This is a genomic window from Streptosporangium sp. NPDC020072 (genome assembly GCF_040631445.1).
Taxonomy (GTDB): Bacteria; Actinomycetota; Actinomycetes; order Streptosporangiales; family Streptosporangiaceae; genus Streptosporangium.
On sequence record NZ_JBEYAB010000003.1, the window covers coordinates 535,468 to 559,614 of the forward strand.

19 protein-coding genes are annotated in these 24,147 nt (G+C 71.6%); 4 read left to right on the forward strand and 15 right to left on the reverse strand.

What is annotated here, in order from left to right; translation table 11 throughout:
* Positions 1–62: 62 nt before the first annotated feature.
* The 6 genes from ABZ470_RS08830 to ABZ470_RS08855 form a co-directional block, all read right to left on the reverse strand.
* Positions 63–740: a DUF6875 domain-containing protein gene (locus ABZ470_RS08830; protein WP_362774420.1), complete on the reverse strand. Its 678-nt coding sequence runs from the start codon at positions 738–740 to the stop codon at positions 63–65.
* Positions 734–2,059, reverse strand: a complete 1,326-nt coding sequence (locus ABZ470_RS08835; RefSeq protein WP_362774417.1) for an NAD(P)/FAD-dependent oxidoreductase — start codon at positions 2,057–2,059, stop codon at positions 734–736. Before ABZ470_RS08835 ends, ABZ470_RS08830 begins: the two co-directional genes overlap by 7 nt.
* On the reverse strand, positions 2,056–3,114 hold the full coding sequence (locus ABZ470_RS08840; RefSeq protein ID WP_362910911.1) for a methyltransferase: 1,059 nt from the start codon (positions 3,112–3,114) through the stop codon (positions 2,056–2,058). Before ABZ470_RS08840 ends, ABZ470_RS08835 begins: the two co-directional genes overlap by 4 nt.
* Before the next feature lie 124 nt (positions 3,115–3,238).
* Positions 3,239–4,588 (reverse strand): MFS transporter, encoded by a 1,350-nt coding sequence (locus tag ABZ470_RS08845; RefSeq protein ID WP_362910913.1) that lies wholly within the window; start codon positions 4,586–4,588, stop codon positions 3,239–3,241.
* Positions 4,581–8,879, reverse strand: a complete 4,299-nt coding sequence (locus tag ABZ470_RS08850) for an amino acid adenylation domain-containing protein (protein ID WP_362910915.1) — start codon at positions 8,877–8,879, stop codon at positions 4,581–4,583. The genes ABZ470_RS08845 and ABZ470_RS08850 overlap by 8 nt, the downstream gene beginning before the upstream one ends.
* Positions 8,876–9,160 (reverse strand): phosphopantetheine-binding protein, encoded by a 285-nt coding sequence (locus ABZ470_RS08855; RefSeq protein ID WP_362774405.1) that lies wholly within the window; start codon positions 9,158–9,160, stop codon positions 8,876–8,878. The genes ABZ470_RS08850 and ABZ470_RS08855 overlap by 4 nt, the downstream gene beginning before the upstream one ends.
* 330 nt (positions 9,161–9,490) lie before the next feature.
* Between ABZ470_RS08855 and ABZ470_RS08860 the strand changes: the two genes are divergently transcribed.
* Positions 9,491–11,005 (forward strand): glycoside hydrolase family 3 N-terminal domain-containing protein, encoded by a 1,515-nt coding sequence (locus ABZ470_RS08860; RefSeq protein ID WP_362910917.1) that lies wholly within the window; start codon positions 9,491–9,493, stop codon positions 11,003–11,005.
* A 63-nt stretch (positions 11,006–11,068) separates the two neighbouring features.
* Here the strand turns inward: ABZ470_RS08860 and ABZ470_RS08865 are convergent, their stop codons facing one another.
* The 3 genes from ABZ470_RS08865 to ABZ470_RS08875 all read right to left on the reverse strand — a co-directional run bounded on the left by ABZ470_RS08865 (position 11,069) and on the right by ABZ470_RS08875 (position 14,287).
* Positions 11,069–11,791: a PIG-L family deacetylase gene (locus tag ABZ470_RS08865; protein ID WP_352008488.1), complete on the reverse strand. Its 723-nt coding sequence runs from the start codon at positions 11,789–11,791 to the stop codon at positions 11,069–11,071.
* Positions 11,791–12,930: a hypothetical protein gene (locus ABZ470_RS08870; RefSeq protein WP_362910919.1), complete on the reverse strand. Its 1,140-nt coding sequence runs from the start codon at positions 12,928–12,930 to the stop codon at positions 11,791–11,793. The genes ABZ470_RS08865 and ABZ470_RS08870 overlap by 1 nt, the downstream gene beginning before the upstream one ends.
* A 178-nt stretch (positions 12,931–13,108) precedes the next feature.
* Complete coding sequence (locus tag ABZ470_RS08875) at positions 13,109–14,287, reverse strand: ROK family transcriptional regulator (RefSeq protein ID WP_352008486.1); 1,179 nt, start codon at positions 14,285–14,287, stop codon at positions 13,109–13,111.
* Between the two features lie 315 nt (positions 14,288–14,602).
* On the opposite strand from ABZ470_RS08875, the gene ABZ470_RS08880 reads away from it, so the two are divergent.
* From ABZ470_RS08880 to ABZ470_RS08890, 3 genes are read left to right on the forward strand one after another with little or no spacing between them, the layout of a single operon-like run.
* Positions 14,603–16,279: a condensation domain-containing protein gene (locus ABZ470_RS08880; protein ID WP_362910921.1), complete on the forward strand. Its 1,677-nt coding sequence runs from the start codon at positions 14,603–14,605 to the stop codon at positions 16,277–16,279.
* Positions 16,280–16,299: 20 nt separating this feature from the next.
* Positions 16,300–16,749, forward strand: coding sequence for an Rrf2 family transcriptional regulator (locus ABZ470_RS08885; RefSeq protein WP_184719254.1), 450 nt, complete (start codon positions 16,300–16,302; stop codon positions 16,747–16,749).
* Positions 16,750–16,788: 39 nt separating this feature from the next.
* Positions 16,789–17,580 (forward strand): DNA-formamidopyrimidine glycosylase family protein, encoded by a 792-nt coding sequence (locus tag ABZ470_RS08890; protein WP_362910923.1) that lies wholly within the window; start codon positions 16,789–16,791, stop codon positions 17,578–17,580.
* On the opposite strand, the gene ABZ470_RS08895 is transcribed toward ABZ470_RS08890, so the two are convergent.
* The 6 genes from ABZ470_RS08895 to ABZ470_RS08920 form a co-directional block, all read right to left on the reverse strand.
* Positions 17,577–17,939 carry a helix-turn-helix transcriptional regulator gene (locus ABZ470_RS08895; protein WP_352008483.1) on the reverse strand — a complete coding sequence of 121 codons (363 nt, stop codon included), beginning with the start codon at positions 17,937–17,939 and terminating at the stop codon, positions 17,577–17,579. The genes ABZ470_RS08890 and ABZ470_RS08895 overlap by 4 nt on opposite strands.
* A 207-nt stretch (positions 17,940–18,146) precedes the next feature.
* Positions 18,147–18,650: a nicotinamide-nucleotide amidohydrolase family protein gene (locus tag ABZ470_RS08900; protein ID WP_352008482.1), complete on the reverse strand. Its 504-nt coding sequence runs from the start codon at positions 18,648–18,650 to the stop codon at positions 18,147–18,149.
* Positions 18,647–19,252: a CDP-diacylglycerol--glycerol-3-phosphate 3-phosphatidyltransferase gene (pgsA, locus tag ABZ470_RS08905; RefSeq protein ID WP_352008481.1), complete on the reverse strand. Its 606-nt coding sequence runs from the start codon at positions 19,250–19,252 to the stop codon at positions 18,647–18,649. Before pgsA ends, ABZ470_RS08900 begins: the two co-directional genes overlap by 4 nt.
* 25 nt (positions 19,253–19,277) lie before the next feature.
* Positions 19,278–20,687, reverse strand: a complete 1,410-nt coding sequence (gene rimO, locus ABZ470_RS08910; RefSeq protein ID WP_352008480.1) for a 30S ribosomal protein S12 methylthiotransferase RimO — start codon at positions 20,685–20,687, stop codon at positions 19,278–19,280.
* Positions 20,688–20,755: 68 nt separating this feature from the next.
* Positions 20,756–21,514 (reverse strand): RodZ domain-containing protein, encoded by a 759-nt coding sequence (locus tag ABZ470_RS08915; RefSeq protein ID WP_362910926.1) that lies wholly within the window; start codon positions 21,512–21,514, stop codon positions 20,756–20,758.
* 83 nt (positions 21,515–21,597) lie between these two features.
* Positions 21,598–24,120, reverse strand: coding sequence for a DNA translocase FtsK (locus ABZ470_RS08920; protein ID WP_362910928.1), 2,523 nt, complete (start codon positions 24,118–24,120; stop codon positions 21,598–21,600).
* Positions 24,121–24,147 lie beyond the last annotated feature (27 nt).

Below are 24,147 nucleotides of genomic sequence, written 5' to 3' on the forward strand. Positions count from 1 at the left end.
CGCCCCCCGGTACGTCACGCTTCGGGACGGACCCCTCGTCCCGAAGCGTCACGAACTCCGCGTTACGGCACCCTGACGGTGAACCCGTGCAGCCTGGCCGCCTCCTCCACCTCCGCGCGCAGCGCCGCGGGCGGCCGGTCGCCGAAGCGCTCCAGATAGGCCGCGAGCTGTTCCCGGTCCTCACGCAGGAACGCGAAGTCCGTCGCCACCATGTGCCTGATCACCAGCATCGGGACCGGGCTGCCCAACGGCAGGAAGTCCGGGTTCCACAGCCCCGCCTTCGGCGGCGGCCCCGGGTAGAACTCCCCGACCATCAGCCCCTCCCTGACGTAGCGCGGCTTGAGCAGCCGCTGCGCGGCGTCGATCGTCCGCGCCGCCTCCGCCTCCGGCAGGTCGGGGAAGAGCACCAGGATCGTGCGGTACTGCGGGGAGGTCCCCGGCGGGGAGACCAGCGCGCGGAACCAGTCGCGGTAGCCGTCCAAAGCCTCGGCCACCGCGTCGCCGTCCGGCGTCCCCGGCTGCACCGCCAGGTAGAAGACCCCCCGGTCGAGCGAGGTCTGGGCGTAGGGGCAGACGGGTCCCTTCCTGCCCAGGTCGGGGTGGGGCCGGCACAGGTACTCCCTGGCCCACACGACGGTCTCCTTGAGCGGCACGCCGTACCCGCGGACCAGTTCGTGCTCGCCGTCCAGGTCGGAGAGCTCGATGAGCGCGCGCGTGGGGTCTGCCGGATCGGTCAGCATCGCCGTCCGCCCCTCCCCCGTCGCACGGCGAACGCGAGCGTGGCCGCCAGCACCGCCCCGAGCGCGGCACTCCCGGCCTTCAGCGACGCGTCCTGGCGCCTGGCGCGGGCCAGCGCGTCGGCGTAGGGGATCGTGGTGTGCGAGACCATCGTGTACAGCGGCACCCACCTGCCGGGCAGCAGCCTGGCCAGCAGCAGGTCGGCCTTCTTGCGGGCCAGGTGGAGCGGGGAGCGGAGCCGGTCGCGCAGCTCGACGAAGTTCTGCTTCGACAGCTCGTCCAGCACGTCGGTGTGCGGTTTGCGCAACCGCTGGTAGGCGGCGAAGGCCGCGCCCAGGTCGTCCGGATGGTCGCCGAGACACCGGTCCAGGACCGTGCAGTCCTCAAGCGCCGAGTTCATGCCCTGGCCGTAGAAGGGGTAGACCGCGTGGCAGGCGTCGCCGATCAGCGCCACCTTGTCCCTGTGGTGCCAGTGCGAGGTGCGGACCGAGACCAGGTGCCCGACCGGATGCTCGGCGTACTCCTTGGCGAGGTACGGCATGAGCTCCCGGGTGTCCGGGAAGCGCGCGGCCAGGAACGTCTCGGGGTCGGTGATCTCGCCGAACCGCTCGAAGGGCAGGAAGAGGGTCCCGGTCAGCGAGTTGTCGCGGTTGGGGTGGGCGACGATGAGGGCGTCCTCCCCCGGCCAGACGTGCAGCGCCTCAAGCCTGGTCCTGGCCGAGCCGTCGTCGGCCGCGGGGATGGTCAGCTCCTTGTAGCCCCATTCCAGGAACTCCAGGTGGAGGTCGGCCCGCAGCCCGTGCTGCATCCGGGCCCGCACCCGGGAGAACGCGCCGTCGGCGCCGATCACCGCGTCCGCGGCCGCGCCGACCTCCTCCCCCTCGGGCCCGACGAGCCGTACGGCCGCCGCCTCGCGGTCGAGGTCGACCAGCCGGTGCCCGAAGTGGAAGCGCACCCCCGGCTGGGCCTCGGCGTGGTCGACCAGGGTGGTGATGAGGTCGCGGCGCAGCACCGAGTGGAGGATCTCGCCCTCGTGCGCGCCGTACGGCTGGAAGGGGAGCGCGCCGCCGGGCAGGTGGATGGCCCTGCCGCGCATCGGCACGATGAGCGGCCGCAGCCTCTCCATCAGGCCGATGTCGTCGAGCGCCTTGATGCCCCTGGCCGACAGGCCGAGGTTGATCGACCTGCTCTCGTCCTCGTCGAGGAGCCGGGGGTCGGGACGCCGTTCGTAGACGTCGACCTGGAAGCCCCGCCGTACGAGGTAGCAGGCCAGGAGCGTGCCCGCGGGCCCCGCTCCGATGATGAGGATCCGGCGTTTCATCGTCCCTCCCCTGTCGTCCGTACGGTGCCGGCCAGACGGGCGACGAGCAGTTCGTCGGGGCCGTCGAGGCCGCGACGTTCCAGGTGTTCGAACCCCGCCTCGGCCAGCCATCCGGCCACGTCCGCGAAGGAGTGGAGGCGGCCGCCCTGGGTGACGGCGAGGTTGAGGCTGAAGGAGCGCAGGAAGGCCTCGGCGACCGGGGAGGTCCCCTCCGGCAGGTCGGCGAAGGTCTCCAGGACGAGCAGCGTGCCGCCGGGCCGCAGCGCGGCGGCGACCCTGCCGAGCAGCGCGCGGTTGGCCGCCGCGTCGAAGCCGTGGCAGACGTTGAACAGCAGCGCGGTGTCGTAGCCGGTGCCGAGGTCGGCCGTGGTCACGTCGCCGGGGACGAGGGTGACACGGTCGCCGAGTCCCGCCTCCTCGACCCGGGTCCTGCCGCCCTCGATCGCGCCGGGCAGGTCCACGACCGTCGCGGTCAGGCGCGGGTGGACCTGGCAGAGGGCGACGCTGTGGCGGGCGTGGCCGCCGCCGACGTCGAGCAGCCGCTCCCCCGGGTCGGGCGCGGTCTCGGCGATGAGGGGGGCCATGCCCGCGGCCATCCCGTCCAGCATGGTCTGGAAGTCGCGCAACGTGCGCGGGCGGCCCTCAAGCCAGGTGTAGAAGTCGGCCTGTGGCCTGCCGGTCCTGACGGTCTCCTCAAGGCCGTCCCACAGCTCGTCCAGCAGGTCGTGCCAGAAGGCCAGCGCCGGGGCGTAGCTCCACGGGTCGCGCCGGTCGAGGGAGTTCGCCGTCATCGGGCTGTTGGCGTAGGTTCCCCGCGCCCCCCTGTCGAGGTAGCCGAAGCCGACGAGACCGTCCAGCAGGACGGGCAGTGTGCCGGGGTCCGTCCCCGTCCTGGCCGCCAGTTCGGCGGCGGACGACGGCCCGGCCGTGAGCGCCTCGAAGATCCCTAATCGCTGGGCGGCCCCGGCGGCGCGGAAGGCCATCGCCCCGATCAGGTCGAGGTGTGGTCCCGGTGCCTGGTAGCGGAGTTCCTCGGGGTCGAGGTAGAGCGGCATCGCTATCTCCTTGCGCGACTTACATGATTTGCATGATTTGCACGGTTCACGTGGCTTCCTTGCTCTTCTCCGCGCATGACTTCTCCGCGCGTGGCTCCTCGCTGAGCACACGACGCCTGTCGGATCACACGGTCTGGGCGGCCCGCGTGGGGTCGGGCTCCGGACGCGCGTCCGGAAGCTCGGCCTCGACCCCGCGCAGGCGGGGCTGAAGGTAGAGCAGCGGGGCCAGGACCAGCAGGCCCAGGCCGGAGATGAGGAAGACGGCCGCCACCCCCCGGCCGGGGCCGGTGCCGATCACGCCGCCGAGGACTCCCGCCAGCGCCCCTCCGGGAGCCATCGCGGGTTCCAGGACGCGGTCGGCGAGGGGGCCCGCGGCCAGGTAGGCGAGCACCGTCGCCGTCTGGGTGAGGGTCCGCACGGTGCTGAGCACCCGGCCGAGCGCGGCGGGTTCCGTCTTGGCCTGCACCACGGTCATCGCCGTGCCCTGCACGAACGGCAGCGTGAACAGGAAGGCGGGCGCCACGACCGCGATCAGCCACGGCGAGGGTGCGAGGCTGTGCAGGGCCAGCAGCACCCCGCCGAGCGCCGTGAACAGCACGACTCCCCGCACCCTGCGCCGGGGCCCTCCCCAGGCGCTCAGCACCAGTCCCCCGGCGAAGACTCCCGCGCCTCCGGCGAACATCAGCGCGCCCAGCACGGCCGGGGAGCCGAACGACAGGATGAGCGGCTGGACCAGCACTCCCGCGGCGCCGAAGAGCAGGTTGTGCGCGGCCAGCAACGCGACCAGCAGGAGCAGCCCCGGCCTGGCCCGCAGGTGACGCCAGCCGAAGGCCAGGTCACCGCGGAGCGGCTCCGGGGCGGTGACCGCGCCGGGCCGGGTCACCTCGGGCGGCAGCCGTACGGCGAACATGACGGCCATGGTGACCAGGAAGGTCGCCAGGTCGGCCACCACGACGCCGGTGATGCCCACCGTCACCAGCAGCGTGCCCGCCAACAGCGGGGCCGCGATGTTGACCGCGTCGGCGACCTGCATCAGGCCGTTGGCGCGGCCCAGGTGCCTGCTCGGCATGATCAGCGGCATCATCGAGTGGTAGGCGGCCATGTGGAAGGTGCCGAAGACGGCCCCCGCCGCGGTGACCACGTAGACGTGCCAGACCTGCAGCGAGCCGGTGGCCAGCAGTACGGCCAGCGCGACGGTCACCACGGCCGCCCCCGCGTCCGCCGCCATCAGCAGCCGCCTGCGGTCGAGCCGGTCGGCCGCCGTACCCGCGAGCTGCGAGAGCAGCACCTCGGGCAGCACCGCGCAGAGCATGATCAGCGTGAACTGGGTCGCCGAACCGGTGCGCTGGTACACCCAGACCCCGAGCACGAACCCGGTCAGGCTCGAACCGATGATCGACAGCAGCTGCGCGGCCCAGATGACGGCGAACCTGCGCACGCCGTCGTCCACACCGGCGTCCACACCGTCAGTCACGGCGGCCCCCTACGAGCACTCCTGAGGCCACGTAGTGGTCCAGGTAACGGCCGAGCAGCGCCGCGTCGGCGGGCGGGCAGACCAGCCCGGCGGGCGCGAGCATCTCCTCGGTCGCCGAGCAGTCGAAGGAGGGACCGGCCTGCCCGCCGTACTCGGCGATGAAGGCCGGGTAGAGGGCGATGGGCAGGTCGTCACCGACCGCGACGCGGTCACGGGCGAGCCTGCGCCACTCCTCGCTCGGCATGAGCCGTACGGGGAAGCCGCGCTCGGCCAGTCCCTCCGCCAGCACGGCGGGGCGCAGCAGGCCGGGGTTGTGGTGGTGGAAGTCGCCGACGGCCCCGCTCAGCGCCAGGTGGACGATCGCCGCCGCGACGTGGTCGACCGGCGCCATGTCCAGCCGTTCCCCTTCGGGCACCGAGCCGAGGCGCGCGCAGGTCTCGAAGAACCGGCCGAGGAAGTCGTCCGGCGCGGCCGTGCCCGTCCCGCTGTCGGCGGAGATCCTGGCGGGCCGGTGGACGGAGACCGGCAGCCCGGCGTGGCGCGCCAGCCCGGCGATCCGGTCGGCGACCCACTTGCTCCGGTCGTAGCCGAGGGTGAGCGGCTCCGGGTCGGGCAGCGGGTCCTTCTCCCTGACCGTGCGCTCGCCGGGGGTCAGGTGGACGCCGAGGGTCGAGACCAGGTGGACCGGGACGGTCCTGCCGCCGCTCGTGGCCAGGCGCAGCACCTCGACGAGGCCGTCCACGTTGGCCGCCCGCAGTCTCCGGTACGGCCAGGCGAAGTTGACCACGGCCCCGTTGTGCACGATGAGGTCGGCCGTCCCGGCCAGCTCCGCGAAGCGCCCGCCAGGCAGGCCGAGGCCGGGGACGCCGAGATCACCGGGCTCGGCGACGATCCGCCCGGCCAGGTCCTCCTCCCACAGCCCGTAGCGTTCCAGGCCCGCGCGCAGCCGTTCCTCCGGCTCGCTCCCCCTGACCAGGCAGTGCACGGTCGCCTCGGTACGGCGCAGCAGTTCGGCCAGCAGGTGGGCGCCGAGGAAGCCGGTCGCGCCGGTGAGCAGCACCCGCCGGGGCGGCCCCGTGACGACCGGCCCGCCGGGGACGACATCCGGCGGCAGAACCGCCTCCCCCCGCAGGTCCACGGGCTCGGCGGGCCCGCCGTCCACGATTCCGGCCAGGTCGGCCAGGTCGGAGGCGGTGAACACCTCGCTCATCGGCACCGTGACCCCGAGCCTGGCCGAGATCCCGGAGACGACCCGGGGCACGAGCAGCGAGGTGCCGCCCAGGTCGAAGAAGTTGTCCCCGCGTCCCGGCTCTCCGCCGAGCAGCCCCGCCCAGATCGCGGCGAGCTCCCGTTCCGTGCCCTCCCTCGGCGCCTCGTACGGCGGCGCGGAGCGCGTGTCCGGTTCCGGAAGCGCCCGGTGGTCGATCTTGCCGTGCGGGGTGAGAGGCAGCGCGGGCAGCATGACGACGGCCCCGGGCAGCATGGAGCCGGGCAGCCTGGAGGCCAGGAAGGCCCGCAGCCGCGCCAGGCCGACCGGTTCCCCGACGAGGTAGGCGACCAGCCGCCCCTCTCTCGCGACGACGACGGCCTCGCGGACCCCTGGGTGGGCCAGGCAGGCGGCCTCGACCTCACCGGGCTCGATCCTGACGCCGTTGACCTTGACCTGCCGGTCGGTCCTGCCGAGGAACTCCAGGTCGCCGCCGGGCAGCCATCTGGCCAGGTCCCCGGTGGCGTACATCCTGGCCCCCGCCCGGGGTGAGAACGGGTCGGGCAGGAAACGCTCGGCGGTCAGGCCGGGGCGGCCGAGGTAGCCGTGGGCCAGGCACTCCCCGCCGATGTGCACCTCGCCGGGCACACCCGTCGGGGCCGGGTTGCCGTGCCGGTCGAGCACGTAGACGCGGGTGTGCGCCAGCGCCGTGCCGATCGGCAGGTGAGGGGCGTTCACCTCGGCGCCGTCCGTCGTGCGGTAGGAGGTGGCGCAGACGGTCGCCTCGGTCGGCCCGTAGTGGTTGTGGAAGGCGACCCGCCCCCCGGTCAGCCCCGCCCAGGTCCGCAGCCGTGCGACCGGGACGCTCTCGCCGCCGACCATCATCGTGGTGAGCGGCCCGCGCAGCCGCAGGCCCGCCCGGTCCAGCTCCTCGACCCACTGCTGCCACAGGGCGCAGGCGGTGTCGACCATGGTGACCGAGAGGTCGTCGCACAGTTCGGCGAGGCCGGGCCCGGTCAGCGAGGCGGGGTCGGGGTGCAGCACCAGGGCGGCGCCGCTGATCAGCGCGGGGAAGACGTCCCCGGCCGAGGCGTCGAAGCTGAGCGGCGGGACCATGAGCACCCGTTCCCCCGGCCCGAATCCGTGCAGGTCGCGGAAGGACCTGGCCAGATGGGACAGGGTCCGGTGCCCGACGACCACCCCCTTGGGGCTCCCGGTCGAACCGGAGGTGTAGATCACGTAGGCGGCCTGGTCCGGGTGCCTGGGCACGGACCTGCCCCTGACCGGCTCTCTGGCCGGCTCTCTGGCCGGCGCGATCCGGGAGGTCCAGGCGGCGAGGTCGGCGCGGGTGACGACCGGCCCCCCGGTGAACCCGGCGAACCCGGCCTCGTCCGCGATCACCGCGGCCACTCCCGCGTCCCGCAGCAGCGCGGTCAGCCGTTCCACGGGCTGGGCCGGGTCCAGCGGCACGTACGCGGCCCCCGCCTTGAGGACGCCGAGCAGCGCGACGATCGCCTCGGGGCTCGCGGTCAGGGCGAGCCCGACCCTCGGTTCGACCGGCCCCGAATCCAGCAGGGGACGCAACCCGGCGGCGACGGCGTCGGCGGCCCGGTCGAGGTCGCCGTAGGTGAGCGTCACCTCCGCGGTGACGACGGCGGGCGCCTCCGGGGTGCGGGCGGCCTGCCTGGCGACCAGGTGGTCCAGCAGGAGGGCGCCCTCCTCCCAGGCCAGTTCCTCGGGAGGCTCGCCGAGCAGGGCCGCGCGTTCGGCCTCCGGCAGGATCTCCAGCTCGGACAACCGGCTGCCCGGGGTCGCGGTGACGGAGCCGAGCAGCGTCTCCAGGTGCACGGCCATCCGTTCGACGCTCGCCCGGTCGTACAGGGCCGTGCTGTAGTCGAACATGAGCTGCAGGTGCTCGGGGTAGACGACCACGTTCAGCGACAGGTCGAACTTGGCCGAGACCAGCCCGGACAGCACCGGCTCGACGCGCAGCCCGTCGAGTTCGAGGGAGCCTGCCTCGGGGTTGCCGAGTGTCAGCAACGTCTGGACCAGCGGGGTCCTGGCCGGGTCCCCACCCAGCCGCAGCTCGGCGACCAGCCGCTCGAACGGCACCGCGGCGTGGCCGTACATGGTGAAGGCGCGGCGCCGTACGCGTTTGAGGAGGTCGCGGAAGGCCGGGTCGCCCCCGAGGTCGGCGCGCAGGGCCAGGGTGTTGACGAAGAGCCCGAAGACCTCCTCGTCCTCCTCCCGGTCGCGCCCGGCGACGGGGGTGCCGACGCAGAAGTCCTCCTGACCGCTGTAGCGGGACAGCAGGACCTGGTATGCGGCCAGCAGCACCATGAACGGGGTGCACCGCTCGGTCCTGGCCAGCTCGGTGACGCGCCGCCACAGCCCGATCGGGACCCGGTGGATCACCAGGTCCCCCTCGGTCGTCCGTACGGCGGGGCGGGGCCTGTCGGTCGGCAGTTCGAGCGCCGGGACGCCGTCGAGCTCCCTCGCCGGGCTCGTGACGTCGGCCGGGCGTTCGCGCCGCTCCCGCACGTGGTCGGAGTAGCCTCGCCGTGGCGGTGCCAGCGGTGACGGCCGTCCCGAGGCGAAGGCCGAGTAGAGAGCGGCCAGTTCGGGATAGAGGATCTGCTCGATCGACCAGGCGTCCCCGGCGATGTGGTGCACGACCAGGTGGAGGATGTGCTCCTCGGGGCCGACCCGGGCCAGGGCCGCGCGCAGCAGCGGCCCCGAGGCCAGGTCGAAGGGCCGGTTGCTGAGTTCGGCGAGGGTCTCCGGGGACGGCTCGCCCACCGGGGTGAGATGTTCGACGACCACGGGTTCCGGGTCGAGCACCCTCGCCTCCGGGACGCCCTCCCGGTCGGGGAAGACGGTGCGCAGCGCCTCGTGCCTGGCGACGATCTCACTCAGCGCCCGTTCCAGGGCCCCGGTGTCGAGCGGCCCGGTCAGCCTCTCGCAGACGACCATGTTGTTGGCCCCGTCGCCGGGGGAGAGCCGGTCGAGGAACCACATGCGTTCCTGCGCGGGAGACAGCCCCGGCGCGGGGAAGAGCTCTCGTGCGGAGGGAAGCGCGTTCACGCCTGCTCTCCCCGCAGCCGGGTGACCTCCTCGGCCATGCCGGCGACGGTGGGATTGTCGAAGAAGACGTCCAGGGAGACCTCGACGCCGAGTCTGCGACGGGTCCTGGCGATGATCTGGGTGATGGTCAGCGAGTGGCCGCCGAGATCGTAGAGGTCCTCGTCGGGACCGATGTCGTCGACACGGAGCACCTCCTGCCAGATCTCGCGTATCTGGGCGGTCACCGGGTCCTCCAGGCCTAAGGGATCGGTTTCCTTGGCCGGGGAGAACAGGTCGGTCACGGGGACTCCTCATCTGGTTCGGTTTTGACCGGCTCTTGTGGCCCGGATCCCGCGAGGACGGGCACGTTCCGTGGCTCGTCCTGGGACGCGGCCCGAGGACATGACGGCGGTGGGAGGCGACGGTGCGGAGGGACCGGCGCGATTAGCCGGGTGTGCGGCATCCGGTCCGTCTCCCTCATGGGTGACTTGTCTTCGGGCGGGCGACACGGGCATGGGACCGCCAGGAAACCTTTAATTAGTAAAGTTTCCTGTCTATTAACGCAATCCGAATGCTACACATGTGGTACGTCTGAAACAAGCAAAAGACGATGTTGAAAAAACGGAGGCGTTATGAGCGTTCGCGGGGGCCTGAGTGGCGCGAGTCCCGAGCTGGCCAGGCTTGCGGACACCGTGCTGCAGCCGGGCTTCGTGGGGACCGAGGTGCCCGACTGGCTGCGCAGACGGCTCGCCGACGGGCTCGGCGGGGTCGCGCTCTACTCCAGGAACCTCGTGGACGGCCCCCAGATCAGAGCCCTGACGGCCGCCCTGCGCGCGGAGAACCCGGACGTGGTGATCGCCACCGACGAGGAGGGCGGGGACGTCACCCGGCTTGAGGCCCTCACCGGCAGCTCCCGTCCCGGCAACCTCGCCCTCGGCGCGGTGGACGACCCCGAGCTGACCGAGCGGGTGGCCCGCGAGATCGGCGCCGACCTGGCGCGGGCGGGTGTCACCCTCAACTACGCCCCCGTGATCGACGTCAACTCCGACCTGGACAACCCCGTCGTCGGCACCCGCGCCTTCGGCTCCGACCCGTGGCTGGTCGCCAGGCACGCCGCGGCGTGGGTCACCGGCCTGCAGGCCGCCGGGGTCGCCGCCTGTGCCAAGCACTTCCCCGGGCACGGCGCGACCGCCGTCGACTCCCACAACGACCTGCCAACGGTCTCCTACTCGGTCGAGGAACTCGCCGCGACCACGCTTCCGCCGTACCGGACCGCCATCGAGGCGGGAGTGCGGGCCGTGATGACCGGTCACCTGCTGGTGCCCGCCTACGACGCCGAACTCCCGGCGACGCTGAGCCACCGGCTGCTGGTCGGGCTCCTGCGGGAGGAACTCGGCTTCGACGGCCTGATCGTGACCGACGCCGTCGAGATGCCCTCGGTCGCCGAGCGCTACGGCGTGACCGGCGCCGCGGTGCGCGCCCTGGCCGCGGGTGCCGACGCCATCTGTGTCGGCGGCGAACGCAAGGGCGCGGGCGTCGTCGGTTTCATGCGCAACGCCATCATGGCCGCGGTGATCGACGGCACGCTTCCCGAGGAGCGCCTGGCCGAGGCCGCGGAGCGGGTGCGCCGCCTGGCCGCGTGGTCGGCCGAACAGCGCCGGGCGACCTGGGTCACCGGAGGCACCGAAGCCGACCCCTCCGGCCTCGCCGCGGCCAGGCGTGCCCTGCGGGTCCGCGGTGAGGGGCTCCCTCTCGTCACGGCCCCGCAGGTGGTCGAGTTCGTCTCCGAGACCAACATCGCCATCGACCGGGTCACCCCGTGGGGCGTGGCCGCGCCGCTGGCCGCGCTGCTCCCCGGCACCGACGGCGTACGGCTCGGCCCCGAGGACCCGCTCCCGGTGCCCGCCGAGGGACGCCCCCTGGTGGTCGTGGTACGCGACGCGCACCGTCACACCTGGGTCTCGGCCGGCCTCGACACCCTGCTGGCCGGACGGCCCGACGCGATCGTGGTCGAGATGGGCCTGCCCGGCCCGCTGACACCGGGGGGCACTCACATCACCACCCACGGCGCGACGACCGCCTCGGGGCAGGCCGTGGCCGAGCTGCTCACGGGCAGGACCGCCGTGACGGACCTGACCCCGGCCTGAGCGCGCGGGCCGTACGGGACCCGGTGAGCCCGCCGCGAGTCCAGCGTGAGTTCACCGCGAACATCACGCCGGACTCGCGGCGGACTCGCTTTCGAGGGCCCACAGAAGTTCGTGCTGCAGCGGCCCCGGCATCGCGACGAACTCCCCGTACTCGCAGGCCAGGGGTGCGATCTGCGAGGCGTAGGACAGAACGGCGCGCCGTTTGAGCGCCCACTCCCGCTCGTCGAGCCGTACCGGCGGCTCGGGACGCAGCCGGTGCCGCCCGGCCAGCGTCAGCACCGGCTGCCGCTCCGCCAGGGCCCGCGCGGCCTCCGGGGTGCCCCACTCGCGGGCCGCCGAGGCGTAAGGCAGGTCCGCGTAGGCCAGGACCTCCCCCGCCCCGAGCCCGCTCAGCGCGTCGAGCGCCCGGTCACGGACGGTCTCGTGGTCGGCGTTGCCGATGCCCATCGGGACCAGCACCCGGGTGTCCGGTGTGACGCCGGCGGTCAGGAAGTCCGCCAGCCCGTCCAGTCTCAGCGCCTGTGCGGGCACGTCGGGATAGTCGAGCGCCACCTGCTCGGCGCCGAGGACCTCACACGCCCTGGCGTCCTCCGCCAGCCGTTCACGGGCCGTCTCCTCCGCGGAGGCGAACCCGCACAGCCGGTCCCAGGACGACTCCCGCTCCGCCGCGGCGCCGCCGAGCACCGTGACGATCACCGAGGGCCCCTCGCTCCTGGCGAGGACCCCCGCGACCGACATGGCCGCGTCGTCGAAGTGCGGGGAGACCACGATCGTCCGCCAGCTCATCACACCTGTCCGTTCCTGGTCAGCACGAGTCCCCGGCTGCCCCGCTTACGCAGGTAGGCCAGGTCGTCGCAGACGAACTCAAGGGTCGGCGGGGCCAGTTCGACCCGTTCGGCCACCCGCCAGACCGACTGTTCCCTGAGCCAGGGCCAGACCACGTCGTTGAGCCGTTCGGTCTCCAGCGCCAGCAGGATCCGGTCGGTCGGCAGGGCGTCCAGCAGCGTCAGGTCCTGGTCGTAGTAGAGCATCTCGATCAGCAGGTAGGCCGCCGCGGGCCGGGAGCGCCCGGCGGCCAGCTCCTCCAGGCTCTCCGCGGAGAGCTCGGCCCCCAGGTCCCGTTCCCCCAGCCTGGCCAGGAAGGAGGCGTTCGGCTCGGTCGCCTGGACGGCGTACCCCTTGCCGACCAGCCTGCGGGTCAGCTCACCCTGACAGGCCCCCACCTCGACCAGCGGCCCGTCGTCCGGAGAGCACCACCGGCCGATCCAGGCCGCCGTGGCGTCCAGCCGGTCCGCCTCGTACGGCGAGCGCCCGAACTCCCACGGGTCGTCGGCGACGGCCGCGTCCTCCCCCAGGCTGGAGATGAGGGCGTAGAGCCGGTTCGCCCGCTCGGTGTCGACGGTGAAGAAGCGTTCGACCACCGGCACCCGGTCGGTGGTGACGAGCCGGTCGGGCACACGGCTGCGCAGCAGCTCCCCCGCGTGCCGGTTGATGAAGTCGATCTTCGCGGCGGCCTCGGCTCCGGTGAGCCCCGCCACCTGGCCGGGAACCGTCTGCAGGAACAGGTTGTCCCCCACCGAGTACGTCACGGCCCGGCCCGCCAGCGCCCTGGAGACGATCCAGCCGAACCTGGCCCTGCGGATGCGGTGGTCGGCCGGGGAGTGGGTCCAGACCTCCCCCGTCGCCTCACCCAGCAGGCCCGCGACCTCCTCGGGTCCCGGCAGGGCCGCGGTGTTGCCCCCCGGCTCGACGAACGGCGCGAGCAGTTCCAGGCGTTCCCGCAGCGACAGGCCACCGGGGAGGGTCACCCGGGTGCCGGGGCGCCCGATGACGACCCCGATGTCGTCCTCCGCGTGCTGTCTCAGGACGGACAGGAACTCAAGTGCCACGTCCTCGGCATGCAGCACGGCGATGACGGCTGTCATAGTGCTTCGCTCCCCGATCACGGAAGAATGTCAGTTTTATGACATTTCCGCGCCAGCATAGACGATCTTCCTCGCACCGCAACGGGCGATCAAGAAGAAACCGGCAAGTCGGGAAAATGGCACGTTCCATTACGCGCGGGGGGTGCTCCGGCATCCCGGAACACCCCCCGCGCGCGGCTCAGGAGGCGAAGATCTCCTCGCGTGCCTGGTCGAGTGCGGCCAGGACGGCCCCGCGCAGAACCGGGTTCCCGATCACCTGACTGGGCACGACCTGCGGGCGGACCGGGCAGATCCTGGCGACCGCCTCCTCGATCCTGGAGGTGAGCACGGCTCCGCCCGCCTGGCTGATCTCCCCGGCGAGCACCACGAGCCCGGGGTCGAGCACCACGCACACCGAGGCCACGCCCAGCGCCAGACGCCCGGCGATCTCGTCGAGCAGGGGTTCCCCCCGCTCTCCCGCCCCGACCGCGGCGGCCACGCACTCGGTCGCGCTCTCGCCGCTGAAGCCGTAGGTCGCGGCGAGTTCCATCACCGCCTCCGCGCTGACCAGCGACTGCAGACCACCCGCCAGCGAGGGCAGCCGTCCGGGCACCGCCCGGATGTCCTCGGCCAGCGGCACGCCGGGCACCGGCAGGTAGCCGATCTCACCCGCGCTGCCGGACAGGCCCCGGTGCAGCCTGCCGCCGAGCACGACGCCGAGACCGATACCGCGGCCGACCCACAGCAGCACGAAGTCGTCGGCCCCGTGCGCCGCGCCACGGGCGCGCTCGGCGACCGCGACGAGGTTGACGTCGTTCTCGATCCTGACGTCGCGCCGCAGGTCACGGGCGAGCGCCTCGTGGATTCCCTCGTGCCAGCCGGGCAGGTCGAAGGAGAAACGCACGTCCCCGGTCCTGGGGTCGACAACGCCCGGAGTGCCGATCACGACCGCCCTCAGTTTGGACAGGGCGACCTTCGCCGACCGGCACGCCTTGACGACCGCGCTGTGCACCAGCGCCACCGGGTCGTCGTGCCCGTTCGGCGCGACCGTCACCTCGGCCACGATGTCCCCGTGGATATCCGCGATGGCGGTGGTCACGAATTCCGGGCCCACATCCAGACCCGCCACATAAGCGGAGGAGGGAATGATGCCGTAAAGCGCGGCATTTGGCCCTCTTCCTCCCGCCTGCTCCCCTGCCACCTCGACCAGACCGCGCTCCTCAAGGCGCGCGAGCGTCTGGGACGCCGTCACCTTGGAAAGGCCGGTGAGCTCTCCGATCTGGCCCCGCGTCAGCGGTCCCGAATCCAGCAACAGCTCCAGGGCGGCCCGGTCGTTGATCTCCCTCAGCAGCCTGGGCACGCCAGGACGTCGCTCCATACGCATGCTCTCTTGTTCGCCGTTTCCCCGTCGCAATTACATTCAGGTAAGAATAGCGGTTCTATTCATTAATAAAGCTTCCTGATAGTTTAGCCCCGAAGGGGGGTGCGGGGAGGCCAGGAGGGCCTCTTCCGGCATGTCCTTCCCCCTCCTTCCCCGGACTTACCCGCCTCCACCGCCCCCTCACAGCACGGGATCGCCGTGAAATCAGGGCTTGCGACGCCCGCCCGTCGCGTGGAACACTCCGGGAAACGGGAAATGGTAAAGATTCTTTTCAGTAAGACTCTTGCGGCGTGTGGCGAGGCAGGTCTCGACATGGAAACCGTCATCAGGATCTCGGCCTGCTACGCGGGACGACCGACCCGGCACGGCCCCGTCACGATGGGCCAGGCGAACATGGCCCGCTGCGTGCTGCGTGATCCCCCTCTGCACATGAACTTCCGTGAGACCACGCCCCTTCCCCACGGGACGACCCTGGCCGCCGTCGTCGAGGCGGTCGGGCTGCTGCTGGCCAGGCACGAGAGTCTGCGGGCCACGATCCGCGGGGACACCCAGCTGGTCTCCGGGTCCGGCACCCTGCCCGTCGAGGTCCACGTCGTCGAGGACGAGCCGGAGCCGGACGCCGTCGACCGGCTGGCCGAGGAGGTCGGCCTGCGCCTGCAGGGCGACCGGTTCGACGTGGAGAACGAGCTGCCGATCCGGGTCGCGGTGATCACCGAGGGGGACGTCCCCCTCAGGATGGTCTTCGTGCTGACGCACACCTCGGTCGACGAGGTCGGCCTGGCCACCGTGATGCGCGACTGGGAACGGCTGATCAGAGGCGAGGCCGTACCCGAGCCGTGCCCGACCCAGCCGCTCGACCTGGCCCTGGAGGAGAAGGCCCCGCCCACCCGGCTGCGCACCGCCGCCGCCCTGCGGCACTGGGGCACCCAGCTCGGCCGGGTGCCCCAGTCGATGTTCGCCGTCGACGAGACCGCCGACCCCGAGGCGCTCCGGCCCCGGCTGCGGGTCCGCTCCACCGTCGCGGCCGAGGCGCTCGGCGCCGTGGCGCGCCGTACGGGAGCCAGCAGGTCCGTGGTCACCCTCGCCGCGCTCGGGACGCTGATCGGGGCGCGGACCGTCCAGCGGACCTGCGTGATCGCCTCGCTGACCAGCAACAGGATCCGCCCCGAGGTGCGTGACTACGTCGGCCCGATCGCCCAGGACGCGCTGATCACCGCCGATCTGGAGGTCCCCACCTTCGACGAGGCCGTCCGCCGCTTCCGCACCGCCTCCCTCACCGGCTACCAGCACACCAGGTTCGACTCGATCGCGCTCTGGAACCTGATCGGGGCCGTCAACACCGAGCGGGGGATCGACTTCGCCCGCGACTGCGTCTTCAGCGACATGAGCGGGGTCGCCCTGGCCGAGCGGGAGCCTCCCCCAGCGGAGGACATCGAGTGCCGGTGGCTGCCCGAGGCCTCCTTCCCCGCGCACCTGGCGCTGTGGACCAACCGCCTTGAGGACGAGGTCGACCTGACGTTCTGGATCGACCCCCGCGTCATGTCCCGCGCCGAGGCGGAGAGATTCGGCACCGGCCTGGTCAGACTGCTGATCGAGGCGGCGGGGCGGGTGGTCCCGCTGCCGGAGGTGGCGGACCTGTGCGGGGTCCCGCCCGTCGAGTACGGCCCGGGCTGGGTCCACACCGACTCGTGCTGGGTGAACCTGGAGGCCGTGGAACGGCTGGTCGACGCGGCCCTCGGAGATCGCCCCCACCTGGTGACCCGCGACGCGGACGGACGTCTGACCTGCCATGTCTCCGGAGGAACCCCCCAGGAGGCCCACGCCGCGTGCATGGCCCTGCTCCCGGGACGCACCTCCGCGATCGCCCCTCACCACTACGTGATCCACCAGCCCGCGCCGGCGGAGGCGTGGCTGCGAGCCCCTGTCGTCACCGAAGGCTGCGGACGTGAGTTCGTTTTTTCCGCCACCTCGCGCGTAAGCAGTCAATAGCAGGCGGGATAATCGATTACATGCGTCTATCCGCTCGTGTCGACTATGCCCTACGTGCCGCCGCCGAACTCGCCGCCGCGGGTGACGGACCTACCACCGTGGGTGAGCTGGCCAAGGAGCAGGACATGCCGCCCAAATACCTAGAGAACATCCTCCTGCAGATGCGGCGAGCCGGTCTGGTCCGGGGTCAGAGAGGGCCCGAGGGCGGCTACGTGCTGGCTCGCGCCGCCTCTGAGATCACCCTGGCGGACGTGATCCGCGCCGTTGACGGGCCGCTGGCCAACGTGCGGGGCGAGCGCCCCGAGCACGTCGGCTACCGGGGCCCCGCCGAGGCGCTGCAGCAGGTCTGGATCGCGCTGCGGGCCAGTGAGCGGGCCATCCTGGAGGAGGTCACGCTCGACAGCGTGGCCACCGGTGTGCTCCCCGAACGGGTCCGCCAGCTCGCCGCCGACCCCTCGGCGTGGGACTGAGTCGCCGGCACCGGCCGGGGCACCATCCGGGAGACCGCCGTGCCCGAGGGTGACGTCGTCCACCTCACCGCGAAACGGCTCGGTCTCGCGCTCGACGGACGGGTGCTCACCCGCTCCGACTTCCGCGTGCCCGCCCACGCGACCGCGGATCTGACCGGCCGGGCCGTCCTGGAGACCCGGTCCCGGGGCAAGCACCTGCTCACCCGGGTCGAGGGCGGTCTGACCGTGCACACCCATCTGCGGATGGAGGGAAGCTGGCGGATCTCCAAACCGGGACGGGGCACGCCCCCGGGAGACGTCGTGCGCCTGCTGCTGGCCAACGAGGAGTGGCAGGCCACAGGCGTACGGCTGGGCATGGTCGATCTGCTGCCCACCGGGCACGAGGCGAGAGTCGTCGGGCATCTCGGCCCCGACCTGCTCGGGGCGGACTGGGATCCGGGCGAGGCCGTACGGCGGCTGTCCGCCGTCCCGGAGACGACGATCGGAGAGGCGCTGCTGGATCAGCGCAACCTTGCGGGAATCGGGACCATCTACCGGGCCGAGACGCTGTTCCTGGCCGGTCTGTGGCCGTGGCGGCCCGTCGGCGCGGTCGATGACCTGGACAAGGTGGTGAGAATCGCGCAGCGGCTACTGCACGCGAACAGGGAGCGTCCCAACAGGGTGACGACAGGAGACGCACGCCCCGGCCGGGACACCTGGGTCTACGGCAGGGCCGGACGGGCCTGCCTGCGCTGTGGGAACCGGATCAGTCGCGGTGAGATGGGGAGAGGGCCGCAGGAACGGCTGATCGTCTGGTGTCGTCACTGCCAGCCGGAACGAGTGACCGGTTAGGCAGCGACCATGTCGTTGACTTCGGGAAAGACGGAATCCGGAAGAGCGCCGGAGACCACGGTCTCGGCGATCGGCAGGCGTTCACGCTCGGGCACGTCACCGGCGAGCACCGGGGCGTGCTGAAGCTCGGCCAGCGCGAACTGGTCTGAGACCTCACGCAGCACCTGTGAGAGCGGCACACCGAGGGCACCGCAGATCGACGCGAGCAATTCGGAGGAGGCCTCCTTCTGGCCACGCTCCACCTCGGACAGATATCCGAGAGAAACACGAGCCAGTGTGGACACCTCACGCAAGGTGCGACTCTGCCGCACCCGCAGCCGCCGCAGCACGTCACCGAGCAGCTGACGCAGCAGGACCATCTGTCGCTCCCTCCCCGGCGCGGGCGCCTTCACGACACTCCGCGCGATCGGTTCGTGCCGCCCGTTCTTCGAACGCGACCCTTCGTACATACTCCTCGCCGTCATCATCGCTTGACCTTTACCTCACTCACAGCTCCACCGTACCTGTATCCACCAACCCTGCGGCAGACCGTGGTGAGCATGTTCGCTGGGGACGTAACGCGGTAATCACCCGGAATGTTCCCCCAAGTTCGACTCCAGCACACCTAAAAGCAGGTCTACGGCCTCCTTGACTGTCGATTGGCGAATTTCCTCACGGGCGCCTGCGAGGTGGAGATCCCGGTGCCATACCCGCCCATCAGGACCACTAACAGCCAGGTGCACGGTGCCGACCGGTTTGCCGTCCTGCGGCTCGGGACCGGCGACACCGGTCACGGCCAGGCCGTACGAGGCGCCGGTGAGTTCACGGACGCCCTCGGCCATCGCGGCCGCGACGTCCGGATGGACCGCCCCCTCCCGGTCGAGCAGGTCGGCGGGAACGCCGAGCAACCGGTGCTTGAGCTCGGTCGCGTAGGACAGCACACCCCCGACGAAGGCCGTCGAGGCCCCCGGAGGGGCGGTGAGGACCGCGCCGATCAGCCCCGCGGTCATCGACTCGGCGACCGCGACCGTCTCCCCTCTGCGGATGAGAAGGGACAGCACGCTGGTCGCGGCGAGCAGACGGTGACTCATTCGCCCCGCGCCTTCCTGGCCACCTGCCGCAGCCTGACCGCGCGGATCACGTAGTCGAGGCCGGTGCCCACCGTCACGACGACGGCCGCGCCCATGACGACCAGACGGACCGGCTCGGGGACCCCGGGCCACATGTAGGAGACGATCGCGGCGATCTGCAGGACGGTCTTGACCTTGCCCCCGTAGCTGGCGGGGATCACACCGTGCCTGATGACCGCGAATCGCATCAGGGTGATGCCGAGCTCCCTGCCGAGGATCACGATCGTGACCCACCAGGGCAGCTCGTCGAGCAGCGAGAGACTGATGAGCGCCGCGCCGATCAGCGCCTTGTCCGCGATCGGGTCGGCGATCTTGCCGAAGTCGGTGATCAGGCCGTAACGCCGGGCCAGCTCACCGTCGAGCAGGTCCGTCAGCGAGGCGACCAGGAAGACCACCAGAGCGGTGACCCGCCAGCCCGCGCCGGGCAGGAACAGGCAGGCCGCGAAGAAGGGGACCATCGCCAGACGTATCACCGTCACGACATTGGCGATGTTCCACGCGCTCACCTTCGGGCGCGTGGTCGCCGGCGTCGTGCCGGTACCGGTCTCTGGCGAATTGGTCATACGGTCCCCCGGCCCGGTGGCGCGCTCACGGCGCGGCCTTGATGCGGGCGATCAGGTCCACTCCCTCTGAGTCGACCACGACGGCCCTGACGATCTGCCCGGGCACCAGGCCGATGCCCTGGACCGTGACGGACCCGTCCACCTCGGGGCCCTGGTGCGCCGCGCGTCCCTCGTAGCCGCCGTCACCGAGATCCTCCTCGATGAGGATGTCGACCTCGGTGCCGATGCGCTCCTCGGCCCGCTGGGCCATGAGCTCGTCGGCCAGCTCGGTCAGTGTGGCCACCCGTGCGTCGATGACCTCCTGCTCCAGCTTGCCCGGCAGCGAGGCCGCCTCGGTGCCCTCCTCGTCGGAGTAGCCGAAGACGCCGATCACGTCGAGCCTGGCCAGCTCAAGGAAGGAGACGAGCTCGCCGAACTCCTCCTCGGTCTCGCCGGGGAAGCCCACGATGAAGTTGGAGCGGACTCCGGCCTCGGGAGCCTTGGCCCTGATCATCTCCAGCAGGTCGAGGAAGCGCCTCGGGTCACCAAAACGGCGCATCCGCCGCAGCACGGAGCCGCTGGCGTGCTGGAAGGACAGGTCGAAGTAGGGGGCGATGCCCTCGGTCGAGGAGATCACCTCCAGCAGGCCGGGACGTAGCTCCGCGGGCTGCAGGTAGCTGACCCGCACCCGCTCGACGCCCTCGACGGCCGCCAGGGAGGGCAGCAGCTTCTCCAGCGCCCGCAGGTCGCCCAGGTCCTTGCCGTAGGAGGTGGAGTTCTCGCTGACCAGCACGAGCTCCTTGACGCCCTCACCCGCCAGCCACGCGGCCTCACCGATGAGCTCGGCGGGATCACGTGAGACGTAGGCGCCGCGGAAGGCGGGGATGGCGCAGAACGTACAGCGCCTGTCGCACCCGGAGGCCAGCTTCAGCGAGGCGACGGGGCCGTCCCCCAGGCGCTTGCGCAGCGGCCTGGGACCGCTGGCCGGGGCCAGCCCCTCGGGCAGCTCTCCGTGGCCGGGGATGTTGGTCTTGGGGGCCGAGGCGCGCTCGACCGGGGAGATCGGCAGCAGGGTCCTGCGGTCACGCGGACTGTGCGGGACGAGCGACTTGCCGGCGAGCACGTCGTCGAGACGCGCGCCGATCTGGGTGTAGTCGTCGAAGGAGATGACGGCCGCGGCCTCGGGCAGGGCGTCGGCGAGCTGGTCACCGTACCTTTCGGCCATGCAGCCCGCGGCGACCACCTTGGCCCCGGAGTCGGCCGCGGCGAGCAGGGTGTCGATGGAGTCCTTTTTCGCTGAGTCGATGAAGCCGCAGGTGTTGACGACGATGACCTCGGGGTCGTCGTCGCCCACCTGCCAACCGGCAGCCTCAAGACGCGCGGCGAGCTCTTCTGAGTCGACCTCGTTGCGCGCGCAGCCCAGCGTGATCAGCGATGCGGTTCGGCGGGATGACATGGTGGACACTACGGTATCGGGAGTTGACGGCCACCGATGCACCTCCCCCGTTCCCAGATGGCCCCGGGTCAGCTCGGTGTGGAGTCCCGCAGGCCGTAGGAGCGGTTGACGACCTGCCCACGGCGCCCGGGAGCGCCGAGGTTCTTGCCGTTGAGCTGCAACGAGACAGCCCCGCCGTCGCTGAAAGTGACCTTCATCCCTTTCTCCGCCCGCCAGACGGAGGTTTTACCCGCCTCCAGAGTGCCGGAGAAGAGTTTTTTGCCCCTGACGTCCTTCACGTCGAGCCACGAGGAGCGCTTCGCGCTGATCTTGAGGACCACGGGCCCGCTCACCGTGCCCGCGGCCAGCGAGTTGGGCCTGCGTGTCGGCCCGGGCGTGTCGAACGCCCTGCCCGCCTCGGAGTGCGCGGGCACGGCGGGCCGCACCTCGGCCGTCGGCGTCTCCCCCCGCCCGCCCATGGTCTTGACCACGCCGAAGACCACCACGATGGCCAGCGCGACACCCATGGCCATGGTCCAGTTGGGCGAGCGGCTCTCACGGATCTTGATGGGCGTGTCGGCCTGGAACACGCTGGCGGCCCTGACCGGCAGCGGCACGCCCCCGTGCAGCTCGTCGTACTCGTGCACCACGGCCTCCGGATCGAGCCCGAGGGCCTTGGCCATGTTCCGGACGTGGCCCCGCGCGTAGAAGTCCCCTCCGCACTGGGAGAAGTCGTCACGCTCGATCGCGTGGATCAACGCCTCACGAATGCGCGTGTGCGCGCTCAGCTCCGCCACGGTCAGCCCCGCCGACCGGCGCGCCTGCGCCAAACCACTACCAATGCTCATAGCCGCACGCCCCCAAAGCACCCGACGCTGCGTAGTGAGTCCTATTCAACCAGTAATCGGGCTGCTCCCGTACGTCGGGGGCGTCATTGACCCCGCAGGTCGGCCAGGAGCCCGGGCAGTTCGTCGGGCTTGACCATGACCTCGCGTGCCTTGGAGCCCTCGCTCGGCCCCACGACGTTCCTGCTCTCCAGCAGGTCCATCAGACGGCCCGCCTTGGCGAAGCCGACCCGCAGCTTGCGCTGGAGCATCGAGGTCGAGCCGAACTGGGTGGTCACGATCAGCTCCGCGGCCTGGACCAGCAGGTCGAGGTCGTCGCCGATGTCCTCGTCGATCTCCTTCTTGGCGGTCGCCGAGGCGGCCACGTCGTCGCGGTACTCGACCTGCATCTGCTCCTTGCAGTGCGCGACGACGTCGCCGATCTCCTTCTCCGAGATGAAGGCGTTCTGCAGCCGCATCGGCTTGCTCGCGCCCATCGGCAGGAACAGCGCGTCGCCCTGCCCGACCAGCTTCTCGGCGCCCGGCTGGTCCAGGATGACGCGCGAGTCGGCCAGCGAGGAGGTGGCGAAGGCCAGTCTGGAGGGCACGTTGGCCTTGATCAGGCCGGTGACCACGTCCACGCTCGGCCGCTGGGTCGCGATGACCAGGTGGATGCCCGCGGCGCGGGCGAGCTGGGTGATGCGGACGATGGAGTCCTCGACGTCGCGCGGGGCGACCATCATCAGGTCGGCCAGCTCGTCCACGATCACCAGGAGGTACGGGTAGGGCTGGTAGACACGCTCGCTGCCCGGCGGCGGCACGAGCTTGCCCGTGCGCACCGCCTTGTTGAAGTCGTCGACGTGCCGGAAACCACTGGCGGCCAGGTCGTCGTAGCGGCGGTCCATCTCACCGACCACCCACTCCAGGGCCTCGGCCGCCTTCTTGGGGTTGGTGATGATCGGCGTGATCAGGTGCGGGATGCCCTCGTAGACACTCAGCTCGACCCGTTTGGGGTCGACCAGCACCATCCGCACCTCGTCGGGCGTGGCGCGCATCAGGATCGAGGAGATCAGGCCGTTGACGCAGACCGACTTGCCCGCGCCGGTCGCGCCCGCGATGAGCAGGTGCGGCATCTTGGCGAGGTTGGCCACGATGGTGCGGCCCTCGACGTCCTTGCCCAGGCCGACGATCATCGGGTGGTGGTCGGCCTGGGCCACCTGCGAGCGCAGGATGTCGCCGAGGGAGACCAGGTCCTTGTCGGTGTTGGGGATCTCCACGCCGATCGCCGACTTGCCGGGGATGGGCGACAGGATGCGTACGTCGGCGGACTTGACGGCGTAGGCGATGTTCCTGGTGAGGGCGGTCACCTTCTCGACCTTGACCGCGGGGCCCAGCTCGATCTCGTAGCGCGTCACCGTCGGCCCCCGGGTGAACCCGATCACCTGGGCGTCGATGGAGAACTGCTCCATCACGCTGGTCAGCGCGTTGACCACGACGGTGTTGGCCTTGGTCTGCGGTTTGGGAGCGCTGCCCGGGCGCAGGAGCTGGATGTCCGGCAGCGTGTAGGGGCCCGCCTGCGGCGACAGGACGAGCTGCTCGACCTTGCGCGGCGCCGGGGTCGGGGCAGGCGGCTCCGCCCTGGTGGCGGCGACGGCCTCCTCCTCCGGCTGCTCCTCGGTGAGCCCGGGGACGATCTCCGGGGAGTGGTCCTGCCCGGTCCCCGCCCGCGTCTCGGTGACGACCGGCGTGTCGTACGGCTTGACGGTCTCGCCGCCCTCACGCTCCTCGGCGGGACGCTTGCGCGCGGGCTTCCTGGCGGGCCTGGCCTTGGGGGGCGCCTCCCGGTCGAAGAGCATGTGCCTGATCTCGGCCAGCCGCTCGGGGACCCGGTGGACCGGTGTCGCGGTGATCACCAGGACGCCGAACCCGGACAGGATCAGCAGCAGCGGGATCGTCACGAAGGCAGGCAGGATGCTCGCGGGCGGCGCAGAGACGATGAAGCCGACCATGCCTCCGGCGGCCGAGACCTTGTCCATCCCGTCGGTTGGTCCTCCCGACGGATACGGCGTGTCGTGCACCACGTGCACGACGCCGAGCAGGCCGATCATGAGGGCCGACCACCCGATGCCCATCCGGCCCGTGTCGGCGTTCTGGTCGGGGTGGCGCAGCAGCCGCCAGGCCAGCAGCGCGAGCAGGATGGGAATCAGCCAGGCCAGAGACCCGAAGGTCCCGCGCATCACCCCGTTGACCACCTGGGAGACCGTGCCCGTCGTGTCCCGCCAGAGGATGGCGGCCAGCGCGACGGCCCCGGAGAACACCGCCAGGCCGAGCCCGTCACGGCGGTGCACCGGGTCGAGCTCCCTGGCGTTCTGCCCGAGGGCGCGCGCCGCGGTGCCGATGCCGCCCGCCAGCAGCATCCAGACCCCCATGAACAGCTTGCCGATCATGGTGAACACCCAGCCGAGCGGGTCGTGCTGGGGGCCCGGGGGTCTTCTGGAACGCGGGGCGGGCTTCGCCCGGGTGGTGGCGGCCCGCCTGACGGGAGCCGTGCGGGGCGCGGAGGACCCGGACCGGCCCGACCCCTTGGCGGGAGTCTTGCCTGAGGCGCCTTTAGACGTACCGGTGGCCATGCTAGCGAGGCTATCGAGCGACACCGT